Source organism: Nocardia sichangensis (assembly GCF_047200615.1).
Taxonomy (GTDB): domain Bacteria; phylum Actinomycetota; class Actinomycetes; order Mycobacteriales; family Mycobacteriaceae; genus Nocardia; species Nocardia sichangensis.
This window is the reverse complement of sequence record NZ_JBJZOK010000011.1, coordinates 135,413-150,563: the sequence shown is the minus strand read 5'-3', so window position 1 is coordinate 150,563 and position 15,151 is coordinate 135,413. Positions and strand designations below refer to the sequence as shown.

The window sequence follows — 15,151 nt, the reverse complement described above, 5'->3', positions numbered from 1 at the left end:
GGGTGTGGCGGGTGCCACCTTGCGCGGAGCCCTTCCGCATGGTTCAACCCCAGCCCCGGCGCGAACGCGCCCGGTAGGTCCATTTATTCTTTGACAGCATCGGTGAGACAGCGCCTGGGGGGATTCTCAGGTAGCAAGTCCGTCTCCCCAGAAAGGATTCGAGCCAGATGACGGTACTCGACTCGATTCTCGACGGGGTCCGCGCGGATGTGGCCGCTCGGGAAGCCCTGCTGGACTTCCAGGCGGTCAAGGCGGCCGCCGCGGCGGCTCCCGCGCCGCTGGACGCCCGCGCGGCGCTGCTCGAGGACGGCATCGGCGTGATCGCCGAGGTCAAGCGAGCAAGTCCGTCCAAGGGCGAGCTGGCGGACATCCCGGACCCGGCGAGTCTGGCCAAGGCCTACGAGGACGGTGGCGCGCGGATCATCAGCGTGCTCACCGAGGGCCGCCGCTTCAACGGGTCGCTGGACGACCTGGACGCGGTCCGCGCCACGGTGAGCATCCCGATCCTGCGCAAGGACTTCGTCGTCGGCCCGTACCAGATCCACGAGGCGCGCGCGCACGGCGCGGACGTCATCCTGCTGATCGTCGCGGCGCTGGAACAGGACGTGCTGTCCTCCCTGATCGACCGCACCGAGTCGCTTGGCATGACCGCGCTGGTCGAGGTGCACACCGAGGAGGAGGCCGACCGCGCGCTGGAGGCGGGCGCGTCGGTGATCGGCGTCAACGCCCGCAACCTCAAGACACTCGAGGTCGACCGCGACGTGTTCGCGCGGATCGCGCCCGGATTGCCCACCGAGGTCATCCGGATCGCCGAGTCCGGCATCCGCGGCACCGCCGACCTGCTGGCCTACGCGGGCGCGGGCGCGGACGCCGTGCTCGTCGGCGAGGGGCTGGTGACCAGTGGCGACCCCCGCGCGGCGGTCTCCGAGCTGGTGACCGCGGGCACCCACCCGTCCTGCCCGAAGCCGGCACGGCGGGGTCGGTGACCGGCGTGGCGGCGGTACCTCAGGCCAGCGACGGCGTCGCCCAGCGCAGCGGCCACGAGCCCGACGTGGGCGGGCACTTCGGCGTCTACGGCGGCAGGCACGTGCCGGAAGCGCTGATGGCCGTCATCGAGGAGGTCACCGCCGAGTACGAGAAGTCCCGGCTCGACGACTCCTTCCTCAACGAACTCGATCGGCTGCAGCGCGACTACACCGGCCGCCCGTCGCCGGTGTTCGAGTGCAAGCGGCTGTCCGAGCAGGCGGGCGGCGCCCGCATCCTGCTCAAGCGCGAAGACCTCAACCACACCGGCTCGCACAAGATCAACAATGTGCTCGGCCAGGCGCTGCTCGCCAAGCGGATGGGCAAGACCAGGGTGATCGCGGAGACCGGCGCGGGCCAGCACGGCGTCGCCACGGCGACCGCCTGCGCGCTGCTGGGCCTGGACTGCGTCGTCTACATGGGCGCGGTCGACACCGCGCGCCAGGCGCTCAACGTGGCCAGGATGCGCCTGCTCGGCGCCGAGGTGATCTCGGTGACCTCCGGTTCGCAGACGCTCAAGGACGCCATCAACGAGGCGCTGCGCGACTGGGTGACCAACGCCGACGACACCTACTACTGCTTCGGCACCGCCGCGGGCCCGCACCCGTTCCCGATGCTGGTGCGCGATTTCCAGCGCATCATCGGCCTGGAGGCCCGCGCCCAGGTGCAAGCCACCACCGGTCGGTTGCCCGACGCGGTCGTCGCCTGCGTCGGCGGCGGATCCAACGCCATCGGCATCTTCCACGCATTCCTCGACGACCCCGACGTCCGGCTGATCGGTTACGAAGCGGCCGGTGACGGCGTCGACACCGGCAGGCACGCGGCCACATTCACCGGCGGGACGCCGGGAGCGTTCCAGGGCGCCTACTCGTACCTGCTGCAGGACGAGGACGGCCAGACCATCGAGTCGCATTCGATCTCGGCGGGCCTGGACTATCCGGGTGTCGGACCCGAGCACGCCTACCTCAAGGACGTCGGCCGCGCCGAATACCGGCCGATCACCGACACCGAGGCGATGGACGCCCTGCTGCTGCTCAGTCGCAAGGAGGGCATCATCCCCGCGATCGAGTCGGCGCACGCGGTGGCAGGCGCCCTGCAACTGGGCAAGGAACTCGGCGAGGGCGCGATCATCCTGGTAAACCTCTCCGGCCGGGGCGACAAGGACATGGACACGGCAGCGCGGTGGTTCGGGCTGTTCGACGAGCCGAAGGAGGAGGGCCGGTGAGCCAGCAGTCCCGCTTGGCGAACACCTTCGCCGCCTGCCGAGCCGAGGGCCGCGCGGCACTGATCGGCTACCTGCCCGCGGGCTACCCCGACCTGGCCGGTTCGATCGAGGTCGTGCGCGCGATGGTCGAAGCCGGATGCGACATCGTCGAGGTCGGCGTCGCCTACTCCGATCCCGTGATGGACGGCCCGACCATCCAGGCCGCCGCCGAACAGGCGCTGCGCGGCGGTGTGCGGGTGCGCGACGTGTTCGCGGTGGTCGAGGCGATCACCGAAGCCGGGGGCAAGGCCGTCGTGATGAGCTACTGGAATCCCGTGCTCCAGTACGGCGTGGATCGCTTCGCGCGGGATCTGGCCGCCGCGGGCGGCGCGGGCATCATCACCCCGAACCTGATTCCGGAAGAGGCCGACGACTGGTTCATCGCCTCGTCCACGCACAACTTGGACCGCATCTTCCTGGTCGCGCCGTCGTCCACCGAGGAACGCCTGGTGAAGACGCTGGAGGCCAGTCGCGGCTTCGTCTACGCGGCCTCGACCATGGGCGTGACCGGCGCGCGGGACGTGGTGTCCTCGGCCGCACCCGCCCTGTGCGCGCGGATCCGGGCCCACTCCGACATCCCGATCGGCGTCGGCCTCGGCGTCCGCTCGGGCGAGCAGGCCGCCGAGATCGCGTCCTACTCCGACGGCGTCATCGTCGGCTCGGCGCTGGTGAGCGCGGCGGGCCGAGGGCTGGACGCGGTGCGAGCACTCACCGCGGAGCTGGCCGAAGGCGTGCGGTCGGCGACCGTCGCGTCCTAGCAACCGGTCGCAGTCCGGCGCAGCGCACGGTTTCGAAGCCCGTCCGACGGGCTCCGACTTCCGGACTTCGGACCCGGTAGCCGCCGAATCGCCATGATCCGGGCTCGGCACGGGCGTGCTCTGGGCGTCTTCGGCGAACCCCGACGCGGCGAGGGCGGTGCGGTGGTGGCGGGCCGGTCGAGCATCTCCGCTACGGTGGCCCCGTGACGTTACGAGTCCTCGCAGACAGTGTCCTGGCCGACGGCGGCGTCAGCGGCGCCGTGCTGGCCTACCTCCCCAGCCCCGCGCGCGGCGTCTGGCAGCTCGGTCCGTTCCCGCTGCGGGCGTATGCCCTGTGCATCATCCTCGGCATCATCGTCGCGATCTGGTGGGGCGAACGGCGCTGGCGCGCTCGCGGCGGCCAGCCCGGCGCGATCCTCGACGTCGCGATGTTCGCGGTGCCGTTCGGCCTGGTCGGCGGCAGGCTCTACCACGTGGCCACCGACTGGCAGAAATACTTCGGCGCGGGCGGCCACCCGGTCGACGCGCTGAAGATCTACCAAGGCGGGCTCGGCATCTGGGGTGCGGTGCTGCTGGGCGGCATCGGAGCGTGGATCGGCTGCCGGGTATACAAGATCCCGTTGCCCGCTCTGGGTGACGCGGTCGCGCCGCCGATCCTGCTGGCGCAGGCCATCGGCAGGCTCGGAAACTACTTCAACCAAGAGCTCTACGGGCGCGAGACCGACCTGCCGTGGGGCCTGGAGATCTACCGGCGGGTGGGCGACGACGGTCAGCTCGACATGATGAACGGCGGCTCCACCGGCGTGGTCGAAAAGATCGTGCACCCCACCTTCCTGTACGAGCTGCTGTGGAACCTGCTGGTCGTCGTGCTGCTGGTGTACGTGGACCGGCGTTTCCGGATCGGTCACGGACGGCTGTTCGCGCTGTACGTCGCCGGCTACTGCTTCGGACGGTTCTTCGTCGAACTGATGCGCGCCGACGAGGCGACGAGGATCGCGGGCATCCGGATCAACTCGTTCACCTCCGCCCTCGTGTTCCTGGCCGCGATCGCCTACTTCGTGTTCGCCACCAAGGGACGCGAGACGCCCGAGCAGTTGCAACCCGGCGCGAGCCCCCGGCCGTGGCCGTGGCAGCTCCGCGCGCTGCGTGCCGCAGCAGCGGCGCCGACCGAGAAGTCCTCGGGTACCGGCGAATTCGAGAAGGCTGGGTCCGCCGCCGACGCAGCCGAGACCGGGACGTCCGCTGCCGAGCTGGGCGGACATCCCGATGGCTCCGAAAACGGTTCGGCGAAAACGAATTCCGGCACGGCCGCGTCGGACAAGGGCTGATCGCCGCCGGTCGCCGCGACGGCCCGATCCGTCGCGGGCGGCCTCGACTCTCCTCCGCGGCAACGATCGGGCGATCCGCCGCGATAACCACTGGTAGCGCCGAACGCTCCGGGGGCGACAACCCGGTCGTTCCCGGTGACAATGACTCGTGATCGTGACGAGCCGCGGTTCGGTGATCCAGTGAGGCCGGGGGCCGACAAGAGGGTGCCCGCACTAATGAGGAGGACATGAGTGACCGACCCTTACCAGCAGAATCCGGGCGCCGGAGGCCCGCAGTACGGCCCGCCGGGCACCGGCCCTGACCTGACCAAGCCGCTGGAGGAACAGAGCCAGCCGCAGTACAGCCTGCCGCCGGACCCTTACGGCCAGCAGCCCCAGTACGGCCAGCCCGTCGGAGCCTACGGCCAGCAGCCCGGTGGCTACCCGGCCGCGCCGTACCCGGTCGGCCCGCAGGGCTACAACCCGAACGACCCGGAGGCGCCCTGGGGCCGCGACCCGTTCGGTGTTCCGCTGTCGGACAAGCAGAAACTGGTCGCGGGCCTGCTGCAGATCTTCCTCGGCAGTTTCGGTGTCGGCCGCTTCTACCTGGGGTACACCGGCCTCGGCATCGCCCAGCTGGTGGTGAGCGTCCTCACCTGCTTCACCGTCGGCTGGATCTGGGGCGTCGTCGACGGAATCCTGATGCTCACCGGCAAGGTACCGGACAGCGACGGTCGCCCGCTGCGCGACTGATCGCGGCATCGGCAGACCGCGGAGGCGGGCGCGGGCAGCCCCGCCTCCGCGGTGTAGTGCGCCGAGCACAACCGTTCCGCGCATCGTGATCGCGATACTGTCGCCGGCGAAAATCCTGGCGTAGCATGACCGGACTCGCGTGCCGTGTGTGGAGCTCCACGCACCGAAGAGAGGGGTTCCGTGCGTCGCAAGCTGTTCGCCGCCGTCATGCTCGCCATCGTCGCCGCCACCGGACTGAGCGCGTGCGGTGACAGCGACCCGAATGTGCTGAAGGTTGGCACCGAGGGCACCTACTCCCCGTTCAGTTTCCAGGGCTCCGACGGCAAGCTCACCGGCTACGACGTCGAGGTGATCCAGGCGGTCGGTGCCAAGCTCGGCAAGAAGGTCGAGTTCGTGCAGACTCCGTGGGACGCCATCTTCGCGGGCCTGGAATCCAAGCGCTTCGACCTGGTGGCCAACCAGGTGACCGTGAACGACGAGCGCACGGTCAAGTACGCGCTGTCGGCGCCCTACACCACATCGGCGGGCGTGATCGTCACCCGCGCCGACAACAACGCCGTCACCGGTCTCGCCGATCTCAACGGGAAGACCTGCGCGCAGTCGGCCACCAGCAACTGGAGCAAGGTCGCCACCGACGCGGGTGCGAAGGTCGAGGCCGTCGAAGGTTTCGTGCAGGCCATCCAGCTGCTGAAGAACGGCCGCGTGGACGCCACCGTCAACGACAATCTCGCCGTCGCCGAATACACCAAGAAGACCGGCGACACCAGCGTGAAGATCGCGGGCCGGACCGGATCGGTGAGCAAGCAGGCGTTCGCCGCGCGCAAGGGCGACGCGCTGATCACCGATGTGGACAACGCGCTGAACCAGCTGCGCGCCGACGGCACCTTGGCGAAGATCTCCGAGAAGTATTTCGGGACAGACGTCAGCCAGTAGCCGACATCGTTCATGGACGCCGCCACCCGGGACCTCATCTGGCACAACCTGTGGCCGATGCTGCAGGCCACCGTCACCAAGACCCTTCCGCTCACCGCCATCAGCTTCGCCATCGGCCTTGCGCTCGCGTTGTTCGTCGCGCTGGCCAGGATGTCGCCGGTGCGGCCGTTGTCGGCGGCGGCCCGCTTCTACATTTCCCTCATTCGCGGCACACCGCTGCTGGTGCAGCTGTTCATCGTGTTCTACGCGCTGCCGCAGTTCGACATCGTGATCGACCCCTTTCCCGCCGCGGTGATCGCGTTCAGCCTCAATGTCGGCGGGTACGCGGCCGAGGTGGTGCGCGCCGCCATCCTGAGCGTCGCCACGGGGCAATGGGAGGCGGCGCAGGCGCTCGGCATGTCGTACCCGATGATGCTGCGGCTGGTCATCCTGCCGCAGGCCGCGCGCATCGCCGTGCCGCCGCTGTCGAACACCTTGATCTCCTTGGTGAAGGACACCTCACTGGCCTCCACCATCCTGGTGACCGAACTGCTGCGCGTCGCCCAGCTCGCCGCCGCCCCCACTTTCGACTTCTTCGCGCTCTACGGAGTCGCGGCGCTGTACTACTGGGTGATCTGCCTGATCCTCGGGTTCGGGCAGACCCGGCTGGAAACGAGGTTGGCCCGTCATGTCGCTCGCTGAATATCCGTTTGTACCTGCTATGGAGCTGTCGTTCATTTTTTTCACCAAGGATTCACCATGGCCACGGCGGGACCTGCCCACCGAGCGGGACTAGGCTCTACCCGTGATGCGACGGACGAAGATTGTGTGCACGCTCGGACCGGCCACTGCCACCGAGGACCGTATCCGCGAACTCGTCGAGAGCGGCATGGACGTGGCTCGGCTGAACTTCAGCCATGGCGAGCACGCGGACCATGCCGAGAACTACAAGAAGGTGCGTCAGGCCTCCGACCACCTCGGCCGGGCGGTCGGCATTCTCGCCGACCTGCAGGGTCCCAAGATCCGCCTCGGCCGCTTCCTGGAAGGCAAGACCGTCTGGGCGACGGGTGAAGAGGTCCGCATCACCGTCGACGACATCGACGGGACCCACGACCGCGTGTCCACCACCTACAAGGAACTCGCGCAGGACGCCAAGCCCGGCGATCGCCTGCTGGTCGACGACGGCAAGGTCGGCCTCATCGTCACCCGCGTCGATGGCAACGACGTGGTCTGCCGGGTCACCGAGGGTGGGCCGGTCTCCAACAACAAGGGCGTCTCGCTGCCGGGCATGGACGTGTCGGTCCCCGCGCTCTCGGAGAAGGACATCGAGGACCTGGAATTCGCGCTGAAGCTCGGCGTGGACTTCATCGCGCTGTCGTTCGTGCGGTCCCCGTCCGATGTCGAGCTCGTGCACGACGTGATGGACCGGGTGGGCCGCCGGGTGCCGGTGATCGGCAAGCTGGAGAAGCCGGAGGCGATCGACAACCTGGAGGCCGTCGTCCTGGCCTTCGACGCGGTCATGGTCGCGCGCGGCGACCTCGGTGTCGAGCTGCCCCTGGAGCAGGTTCCGATCGTGCAGAAGCGCGCCATCCAGATGGCCCGCGAGAATGCCAAGCCGGTCATCGTCGCCACGCAGATGCTGGAATCGATGATCGAGAACTCCCGCCCCACCCGCGCCGAGGCCTCCGACGTCGCGAACGCGGTGCTCGACGGCGCCGACGCGGTGATGCTGTCGGGCGAGACCTCGGTGGGCAAGTACCCGATCGAGACGGTGCGCACGATGGCGCGCATCGTGCACGCGGTGGAGACCGAGTCGACCCGGGTGCCGCCGCTGACCCACGTGCCGCGCACCAAGCGCGGCGTGATCTCCTACGCCGCCCGCGACATCGGCGAGCGGCTCAACGCCAAGGCGCTGGTCGCGTTCACCCAGTCGGGCGACACGGTGCGCCGCCTGGCCCGCCTGCACACCCCGCTGCCGCTGCTGGCGTTCACGCCGCTGCCGGAGGTCCGCAGCCAGCTGGCGCTCACCTGGGGCACCGAGACCTTCATCGTGCCGACCGTGAGCAGCACCGACGCGATGATCCACCAGGTGGATGTAGCACTTTTGTCGATGGACCGATACCAGAAGGGTGACCTGGTGGTCATCGTCGCCGGGTCGCCGCCCGGTACCGTCGGTTCCACCAACCTGATCCACGTTCACCGAATCGGTGAGGAGGACCATTAGTGAGTGCTTCCCTGAGCAGCCCCGTCGACGTCGCGGACGGCACGCAGCGTTCCGACCTGGATGTGCTGCTTGCCCTGCTCGATCTCGAGCAGATGGACGAGGACGTGTTCGTCGGCCAGCACCCGGAGAAGGTGTGGAGCCGTACCTTCGGCGGTCAGCTCGTCTCGCAGGCGATCGTCGCCGCGGGCCGCACGGTCGGCGACCGGCCGGTGCACGCGGTCAACGCGCACTTCGTGCGCGGCGGCGATGTGAAGAAGCCGATCGAGTACCGGGTGGACCGTCATCGCGACGGCCGGGCGTTCGCCAACCGCACGGTCACCGCCAGCCAGGACGGCCAGGAGCTGTTCGTCATGCTCGCCGCGTTCCAGGACTGGGGCAGGGGACTCGAGCACGCGCACGCCCAGCCGGAGGTGCCGGACCCGGAGACACTGCCGCGGGTCGAGGAGAGCTTCGAAGGCTTGGAGGACAAGCTGGAGATGTTCGTCAAGGCGCCGCATCCGATCGACATGCGCTACACCAACGATCCGGCGTGGATCCTGAAGGGCACGGGGGAGCGGCTCAACCACAACCGGGTGTGGATGCGCGCGGACGGCAGACTGCCCGACGATCCGCTGATCCATGTGGCGACGCTGGGCTACTCGTCCGACACCACGGTGCTGGACTCGATCATCACCACCCACGGGCTGTCGTGGGGTCTGGACCGCATCGTCGCGGCCACGGTCAACCATTCGATCTGGTTCCACCGCCCGTTCCGTTTCGACGAGTGGGCGCTGTACTGCACCGAATCGCCGGTGGCCGCGGGCTCCCGTGGCCTGGCGACCGGCCGCTTCTACTCCCGCAGCGGCGATCTGCTGGCCACCACGGTGCAAGAGGGACTCATCCGCCACTTCCCCTCGCGGCGCTGAGGTCCGGAGTTACAGCAGTTCGAGATCGCGATCGATGTCGAGATCGACGTCGGTGCGTTGCGATGCGCGGATCGAGATCGGGATATCCGATCCCGGCTCGGTTCGCGCCAGCCCTGAGATGCGCTGCAGCAGTTGGCGTTCCAGTGCGGCCATATGGTCGTCGGTCAGCTGGTCGGGTGCGCCGACCAGACTGAGCGCGATCTCGTAGGTGCCGCGACGGTCCGAGCGGTCGCCGGGCGGATCCGCGGGGCAGCGGCTCTCGAGAGCCGCGTGGGCCGGGTCGTCGGCGTCGACCGGCAGGGTGAAGCGCCAGGCGAACACGTCCCGGTCGGTGAGATGGTCGTCGACCACCTCGCGCACGGTGTCGACGACGCGTTCGAGAGTTTCCGGTGTCACATAAACATGGAGCGAAACATCCGAAATGCGTTTCGGCATGTCTGATTCCTGTCCTGTGTCGAACCAGCAACGGCGGAGAGTGTTGTCCGGCGGGAGTTTAGTGCGTCCGATGCGGAAATGAACACAGCCCGTTGATAACAGGTTCGATACGCGACGGCTGCGTGCGCTGTCGCGTGCGGTTTTCGCCCGCGGTCACCGGGTGCGTTGGGCGGCGAGGAATGTCGCCAGCGGCGCCGGTGCGCCGCCGGGGCGGATCACCAGTCCACGGCGCTCGTCGTGCGGCCAGCGCGGCTGCTCGTGCGGGGCGAGCGCGAGCAGCAGCGGCACCAGCGCCTCGGCGATGCGGTCGCCGACCTCGCAGAACGCCTGGGGGGACAGCCCGACCGGGTCGGCGATGTTCTCCCGGCCGACCAGCGACAGATCGTTGCGCGCCCGGTGCAATTCGGCGACCGTGCGCGCGCCGGTGACGTGCGCGATGCGATGGGCCTCCAGCAGCGTGAAGGTGCGCGCTCCGGCGCCGAAGGCCAGGTCGACCACCTGGTCGCGGATCTGCTCGGTCATCGTGAGCACCAGGTCGGCCTTGTCGACCAGCTCCGGCTTCAGGCGACGTGCCCGGAAGTTGCTCGCGTCGGCGCCCAGCCCGGTGATGGTCTGCGCGGCCAGTGGCTCGACGGGAAATCCCACCAGCGCACGGGTTCCCGCGCTTTCGGCGGTGAGGTAGGGGAGATCGTGTTCGACCGCGAGGGCGCGCGTGAGCCGCTCGGCGATCACCGAACGGCAAACGTTGCCGTTGCAGACGAACAAGACGTGCATACCGATAACGATAAACGGCGCAGAGGCTATCAGAAGGGCATGAGTCGTTAGTCCCACATGTGGGAACAACATATTCATCTGCTCGTAGCGCGCCGTACACGTAGCGCGCCGCTTCCGGCCTCTGGCCTGCGACGTACGTCACTTCGAGGAGTGGTGCTGTTCGATTCTCCTTCTTGCTGTACCCCGGCACGCAGGCATTCAAACGCTGCATTGTGATTGCTTCGTGATATGACAGCGCGCGCAGGCTACTCGGATTCGCTGCCGTAGTAAACGTTTTCGCTCACCACGGGCTCGACCCCGGCCGGTCTGCCCTGGACCCGACCGCGAGTGGAGAAGCGCTGACCGCGCGAGGCGACCACGGGCGCGAACCGCGCGAGTCCTGTCGCGGGGTCCATGTCGTCGTACATGGCATCGATGCCGCCACGAGCGAAGTACGCCTCGTGCCAGAAGCCGGTGCCGCCGGAGTCGCGCAGGAACTCCCGCCACCAGTCCCGATGTGGCGCCGTCCGGGTCCAGGCTTCGAGGCTCTCGAGATCACGCCAGTACTGCCGTGCGCCCCAATGCGGCGGGAACAGCGCCCACACGAGATCTTCGTGCAGCAGCAACCCGTCCGGACGATCCTTATGCGAGCGATAGAGTTTCGGCCCCAGCCCGAGCAACCGCAGCATCCCCCGAGGCCGCCGCACCCGCATGCCGATATAGATGACCACCAGATCCGGATACTCCGACAGATCCACGGTGGTCCTGTTCACTCGCATCGCATACCTCCGCTGGCCCCGGATGTCGAATGCCGCCACAGGGACAACGATTCGACACTCGGATCGGTTCGATGAGGACGCATGCTCGCCATCCGCGATATCGCCCCGGCCGTCGAGTACCCATCGCCATCCGCTGGTACACGGTTGGCTGCGACAGTGGCCGGGGCGTGTCGATCACGGCTTCGGCGGGTGTCGGCGGTAGCCATCGCAGTGACCGGTCGGCGTCAGAGTTGCAGTAGCCGGGCGATGGTTTCGCCGAGGACACGTTCCCGCACTTCGCCCGAAGCGGTGACGCGTTCCACCGTGGCGCGAGCAAGGAAGGGGTCGCCGTAGGGGGCGTCCGAGCCGAACAGAGTACGGTCGGGAATTTCGTCGATCGCGAGCCGAACAGCGAATATGACGTTGGCGGTGGACAGTTCGAGGTACATGTTCGGAATTTCACGGACCAATTCGATGGCCGACAGCCAGTTGAGCCCGCCCATCTGGCTGATGATCAGTGGAACGGTCGAATGCCGACGTGCGAGGTCCGCCAGAGTTCTCAAGTCCCGGGCCGTGGTCGGGGCGAATCCATGGACCACCACCGGAAGGCCCCCGTGGTCGGCGGCGGCTCGCAGGACCGGTTCGATCCGCGCCGCGTTGTCGGGCTGTGGTGTCAGTTCGCCGATGCCGCGCAGGCCTCGGCCGACCACCTCGCGGTACACGTACTCGGCGATCTCCGACGCGGGCAGATCGAGCCGCACCGTGCCGAAGCCGATGAAACGATCGGGATATGCCGCGAGCGCCGCGTCGAGTTCCTGCCACGCCAGGCGGTAGTTGTCGGCGTCTTTCCTGCGCCCGTCGAGGGCGGCGGTCAAAGCGCTCATCTCGTTTCGGAGCGACACGAGATCGGTCGCCCGTTCCGGATGCGGACGTGTGGCGAACAGCACCGCCCGGTCCACTCCCGCTTCGTCCATGAGTTCGATATGAGTCCGCACCGGGTCGTGAACATGGCTGTGCGCGTCGATGATCAAGGGATGCCTCCCGTGGCGTTCGAGGAATAGGGCCGCGGGTGCAGTGTTGAAGGTTGACGCAGTGCAAGGTCAAGAGATCGGGAGTGACGTCGCATGTTGATCGGAGAATTGGCCGAACGCACCGGCGCCAGCGAACGTCAGCTGCGCTACTACGAGCACGCCGGTTTGCTCACACCGCAGCGGCAGGCCAATGGCTACCGCGACTACGACCGCACCGCGGAACAGACCGTCCGGCAGATCCGGGCCTTACTGGCCGCGGGCCTGTCGACGCGCTTGGTTCGACAAGTGCTGCCCTGCGCTCTGGACGAGGGCTCCCTGCGCCCTTGCCCCGGGGTGCTGGAGAAGCTACGCACCCAGCTGGTCCGGCTCGATCACCGTGCGACCGACCTGGCGCAGGCCCGGGAAACCCTTCGCGAGGTGATCAGAACCGCCGAAGACGCCGAAGCACGGCAACCACGGCCGAAGCTGCGGCAGCCGACGACGCCGGACGTTTAGGCGGAGGCGTGGCCGTGGCATCACGTGGTGTGGCACCGCGCTTGCGCTCGGCGGGGGCCGCGTGACGGAATCAGGGAGTGGCAATCGCAGAGATCGCGTTCCACCTTGGTGCCGAGTGTGGGACTCGAACCCACACGTCCTTTCGGACAACGGTTTTTGAGACCGTCGCGTCTGCCAGTTCCGCCAACTCGGCGCACCGGGTGGAACTATAGCGGGTCGGGTGGCGTGGACGGAAATGGGTTGGCCCGAACGGCGCGGAGGCGCGGTTTGCGCAGGGTATATGCGTTCTATGCCGAAGTGAAAGGTACTCTTTACATCACTCGACAGCCCGAAGGATGGCCGGAGCTCGCCCCGTGCGAGCGCGGCTTTCCTTTGGTTGGGTCGGGTACAGGGCATCGGAACCAGAGGGGTCTACCTATGAGCACAGCAGCTGGGGGCGCCGGCACCAAGAAGGACGCCGGGGCGAAGCGGGTCGTCGTCGCCGAGGACGAGGCGCTCATTCGCATGGATCTGGTCGAGATGCTGACCGAAGAGGGCTATCAGGTGGTCGGCGAGGCGGGTGACGGCCAGCAGGCGGTGGACCTCGCCGTCGAGCACCGGCCCGATCTGGTCATCATGGACGTGAAGATGCCGCGCCGTGACGGGATCGACGCGGCGGCGGAGATCGCGTCGAAACGCGTTGCCCCGGTGGTCATCCTGACCGCGTTCAGCCAGCGCGATCTGGTGGAGCGGGCCCGTGACGCGGGTGCGATGGCCTACCTGGTGAAGCCGTTCACGAAATCGGATCTGGTGCCCGCCATCGAATTGGCCGCCAGTCGCTTCCACGAGATCACCGCGCTGGAGAGCGAGGTCGCGAATCTCGCCGAGCGACTCGAGACGCGCAAACTGGTGGAGCGTGCCAAGGGTGTGCTGATGCAGACGCAGGGCCTTTCGGAGCCGCAGGCGTTCAAGTGGATTCAGCGCACCGCAATGGACCGCCGCACGACGATGAAGGCGGTCGCCGAGGTAGTGCTGGAGAACCTGACACCGAAGTGACGGCGCCGTTCGCGGGAAAATTTACGCGAACGAAACGTAGTCGTGAACAAGAATTCGAAACGATGTCGCGCGCATGATCCGAATGTGATGCGGAACTAACGTACCGACGCTATGTTCTGACCGGGCTGATGTGAGTCGGCCTCCTCGGCGATCCCGGGGGAGCACAGAACTTAGATGAGGTGAAACGTGCTTAGTTCGACATGGCGCAGTCGCTCGACGCGAGCTGTTCTGGCCGTCGGCGCCGCCGCCGCGCTGGTGCTGACGGGTTGTAGCGACAAATCCACCAGCAGCGGTTCGGATTCCTCGGGTACCAGCGGGGCGGGCGGCCTCTCCATCCAGCCGGTTCTGCAGGTCGACCAGCAGGGCAAGGAAGTGCCGAAGGCCGACGCGGCAACGGCGGCCGATCCCGCGGGCGACGGCAAGGCGACCTGCGCGCCGGGCACGGCCATCGCGATGGCGGGCGCGCTGACCGGCCCCGACGCCGCGCTCGGCATCAACATCGTCAACGGCGTCAAGCTGGCCCTGGACAAGCACAACAAGGCCAACCCCGGCTGCAAGATCGAGCTCAAGCAGTTCGACACCGAGGGCGACCCGCAGAAGGCCACCCAGGTGATCCCGCAGATCGTCAACGACCGCTCGATCATCGGCCTGGTCGGTCCCGCCTTCTCCGGTGAGACGAAGGCGACCGGCAAGATCCTCAGCGACGCGGGCCTGGTGTCGGTCACTTCGTCGGCGACCAACGCGACGCTGACCCAGAACGGCTGGACCACCTTCTTCCGCGGTCTGGCCAACGACGACGTGCAGGGTCCCTCGGTGGCGAAGTACCTGGTCAACAGTGCCGGCTACAAGAAGGTCTGCGTCATCCAGGACAACACCGACTACGGCACCGGCCTGGCGAAGTCCATCACCGAAGGCCTCGGCGCCGCCGCCGACCCGGCGTGCGCGGCCAGCATCAAGAAGGGCGACAAGGACTTCTCCGCGACGGTCACCAAGGTGGCGGCGGCGAATCCGGACGCCATCTTCTACTCCGGCTACTACTCCGAGGCCGCGCCGCTGGCCCAGCAGTTGAAGTCCGGTGGCGTGAAGGCGGTCTTCGTCTCCGCCGACGGCACCAACGACCCGCAGTTCGTCGCCCAGGCGGGCAGCGCGGCCAAGGGCGCGAAGCTGTCGTGCCCGTGCGGTCCGGCCCCGGAGAAGTTCGCCAAGGACTACGAGGCGCTCAACGGTCAGGCGCCGGGCGTCTACTCGGTCGAGGCCTATGACCTGACCACGATCCTGGCCAAGGGCATCGACGGCGGGAAGGTCACCCGCCCGGACCTGCTCGACTATGTGCGGACGTACGACGGTGCCGGCCTCGCGCGTCAGTACAAGTGGAACCCGAACGGTGAACTGTCGAACGCGCTGATCTGGGTGTACGAGGTCAAGTAGCCCCGGATCCCGGGCGCACGGCACGTACGGGGATTCGGACGAATCCCCGTACGTGCCGTTGTTCGGTGGG

The 15,151-nt window shown here is 67.9% G+C and carries 16 protein-coding genes and 1 tRNA gene; 12 read left to right on the top strand and 5 right to left on the bottom strand.

Features of this window, described 5'->3' with window-relative positions; all coding sequences use genetic code 11:
- The first annotated feature begins 167 nt into the window (after positions 1 to 167).
- The 9 genes from trpC to ACL03I_RS17710 all read left to right on the top strand — a co-directional run bounded on the left by trpC (position 168) and on the right by ACL03I_RS17710 (position 9,146).
- Positions 168 to 986, top strand: a complete 819-nt coding sequence (trpC, locus tag ACL03I_RS17750; RefSeq protein ID WP_039797261.1) for an indole-3-glycerol phosphate synthase TrpC — start codon at positions 168 to 170, stop codon at positions 984 to 986.
- Positions 983 to 2,248, top strand: coding sequence for a tryptophan synthase subunit beta (trpB, locus tag ACL03I_RS17745; RefSeq protein WP_356967806.1), 1,266 nt, complete (start codon positions 983 to 985; stop codon positions 2,246 to 2,248). The genes trpC and trpB overlap by 4 nt, the downstream gene beginning before the upstream one ends.
- Positions 2,245 to 3,045, top strand: coding sequence for a tryptophan synthase subunit alpha (gene trpA, locus ACL03I_RS17740; protein ID WP_355078258.1), 801 nt, complete (start codon positions 2,245 to 2,247; stop codon positions 3,043 to 3,045). The genes trpB and trpA overlap by 4 nt, the downstream gene beginning before the upstream one ends.
- A gap of 203 nt (positions 3,046 to 3,248) precedes the next feature.
- A complete protein-coding gene (lgt, locus tag ACL03I_RS17735; RefSeq protein WP_412806495.1) occupies positions 3,249 to 4,373 on the top strand; it encodes a prolipoprotein diacylglyceryl transferase in 1,125 nt (374 codons plus the stop codon).
- A 231-nt stretch (positions 4,374 to 4,604) separates the two neighbouring features.
- Complete coding sequence (locus ACL03I_RS17730; protein ID WP_412806494.1) at positions 4,605 to 5,105, top strand: TM2 domain-containing protein; 501 nt, start codon at positions 4,605 to 4,607, stop codon at positions 5,103 to 5,105.
- A 207-nt stretch (positions 5,106 to 5,312) separates the two neighbouring features.
- Positions 5,313 to 6,038: an amino acid ABC transporter substrate-binding protein gene (locus tag ACL03I_RS17725; protein WP_356967892.1), complete on the top strand. Its 726-nt coding sequence runs from the start codon at positions 5,313 to 5,315 to the stop codon at positions 6,036 to 6,038.
- Positions 6,039 to 6,050: 12 nt separating this feature from the next.
- Entirely contained in the window at positions 6,051 to 6,719 is a 669-nt protein-coding gene (locus tag ACL03I_RS17720; protein WP_355078255.1) for an amino acid ABC transporter permease, read from the top strand.
- Between the two features lie 103 nt (positions 6,720 to 6,822).
- Positions 6,823 to 8,241 carry a pyruvate kinase gene (gene pyk, locus ACL03I_RS17715; RefSeq protein WP_355078254.1) on the top strand — a complete coding sequence of 473 codons (1,419 nt, stop codon included), beginning with the start codon at positions 6,823 to 6,825 and terminating at the stop codon, positions 8,239 to 8,241.
- Positions 8,242 to 8,333: 92 nt separating this feature from the next.
- Positions 8,334 to 9,146 carry an acyl-CoA thioesterase gene (locus ACL03I_RS17710; RefSeq protein ID WP_412806527.1) on the top strand — a complete coding sequence of 271 codons (813 nt, stop codon included), beginning with the start codon at positions 8,334 to 8,336 and terminating at the stop codon, positions 9,144 to 9,146.
- A 9-nt stretch (positions 9,147 to 9,155) separates the two neighbouring features.
- Here the strand turns inward: ACL03I_RS17710 and ACL03I_RS17705 are convergent, their stop codons facing one another.
- The 4 genes from ACL03I_RS17705 to ACL03I_RS17690 all read right to left on the bottom strand — a co-directional run bounded on the left by ACL03I_RS17705 (position 9,156) and on the right by ACL03I_RS17690 (position 12,123).
- Positions 9,156 to 9,581 (bottom strand): hypothetical protein, encoded by a 426-nt coding sequence (locus ACL03I_RS17705; RefSeq protein ID WP_412806493.1) that lies wholly within the window; start codon positions 9,579 to 9,581, stop codon positions 9,156 to 9,158.
- 153 nt (positions 9,582 to 9,734) lie between these two features.
- Positions 9,735 to 10,355, bottom strand: a complete 621-nt coding sequence (locus ACL03I_RS17700; protein ID WP_355078252.1) for an arsenate reductase/protein-tyrosine-phosphatase family protein — start codon at positions 10,353 to 10,355, stop codon at positions 9,735 to 9,737.
- 245 nt (positions 10,356 to 10,600) lie between these two features.
- A complete protein-coding gene (locus ACL03I_RS17695) occupies positions 10,601 to 11,113 on the bottom strand; it encodes a monooxygenase family protein (RefSeq protein WP_364430433.1) in 513 nt (170 codons plus the stop codon).
- A gap of 224 nt (positions 11,114 to 11,337) precedes the next feature.
- Positions 11,338 to 12,123, bottom strand: a complete 786-nt coding sequence (locus ACL03I_RS17690) for an amidohydrolase family protein (RefSeq protein ID WP_412806492.1) — start codon at positions 12,121 to 12,123, stop codon at positions 11,338 to 11,340.
- A 93-nt stretch (positions 12,124 to 12,216) separates the two neighbouring features.
- On the opposite strand from ACL03I_RS17690, the gene ACL03I_RS17685 reads away from it, so the two are divergent.
- Complete coding sequence (locus ACL03I_RS17685; protein WP_355078249.1) at positions 12,217 to 12,618, top strand: MerR family transcriptional regulator; 402 nt, start codon at positions 12,217 to 12,219, stop codon at positions 12,616 to 12,618.
- A 106-nt stretch (positions 12,619 to 12,724) separates the two neighbouring features.
- On the opposite strand, the gene ACL03I_RS17680 is transcribed toward ACL03I_RS17685, so the two are convergent.
- Positions 12,725 to 12,811, bottom strand: a tRNA-Leu gene (locus ACL03I_RS17680).
- A gap of 224 nt (positions 12,812 to 13,035) precedes the next feature.
- Here ACL03I_RS17680 and ACL03I_RS17675 point away from each other — a divergent pair.
- Together ACL03I_RS17675 and ACL03I_RS17670 are read left to right on the top strand one after the other, a co-directional pair.
- On the top strand, positions 13,036 to 13,653 hold the full coding sequence (locus ACL03I_RS17675; RefSeq protein ID WP_039797267.1) for an ANTAR domain-containing response regulator: 618 nt from the start codon (positions 13,036 to 13,038) through the stop codon (positions 13,651 to 13,653).
- Between the two features lie 186 nt (positions 13,654 to 13,839).
- Positions 13,840 to 15,081 carry a branched-chain amino acid ABC transporter substrate-binding protein gene (locus ACL03I_RS17670; RefSeq protein ID WP_379255589.1) on the top strand — a complete coding sequence of 414 codons (1,242 nt, stop codon included), beginning with the start codon at positions 13,840 to 13,842 and terminating at the stop codon, positions 15,079 to 15,081.
- Positions 15,082 to 15,151: the final 70 nt, after the last annotated feature.

Coding starts and splice junctions, on each gene's coding strand:
- ACL03I_RS17710 (WP_412806527.1), top strand. CDS start 8,334: ATGGACGAGGACGTGTTCGTCGGCCAGCACCCGGAGAAGGTGTGGAGC.
- ACL03I_RS17700 (WP_355078252.1), bottom strand. CDS start 10,355: ATGCACGTCTTGTTCGTCTGCAACGGCAACGTTTGCCGTTCGGTGATC.
- ACL03I_RS17695 (WP_364430433.1), bottom strand. CDS start 11,113: ATGCGAGTGAACAGGACCACCGTGGATCTGTCGGAGTATCCGGATCTG.
- ACL03I_RS17705 (WP_412806493.1), bottom strand. CDS start 9,581: ATGCCGAAACGCATTTCGGATGTTTCGCTCCATGTTTATGTGACACCG.
- ACL03I_RS17725 (WP_356967892.1), top strand. CDS start 5,313: ATGCTCGCCATCGTCGCCGCCACCGGACTGAGCGCGTGCGGTGACAGC.
- ACL03I_RS17720 (WP_355078255.1), top strand. CDS start 6,051: ATGGACGCCGCCACCCGGGACCTCATCTGGCACAACCTGTGGCCGATG.
- ACL03I_RS17685 (WP_355078249.1), top strand. CDS start 12,217: ATGTTGATCGGAGAATTGGCCGAACGCACCGGCGCCAGCGAACGTCAG.
- ACL03I_RS17675 (WP_039797267.1), top strand. CDS start 13,036: ATGAGCACAGCAGCTGGGGGCGCCGGCACCAAGAAGGACGCCGGGGCG.
- trpC (WP_039797261.1), top strand. CDS start 168: ATGACGGTACTCGACTCGATTCTCGACGGGGTCCGCGCGGATGTGGCC.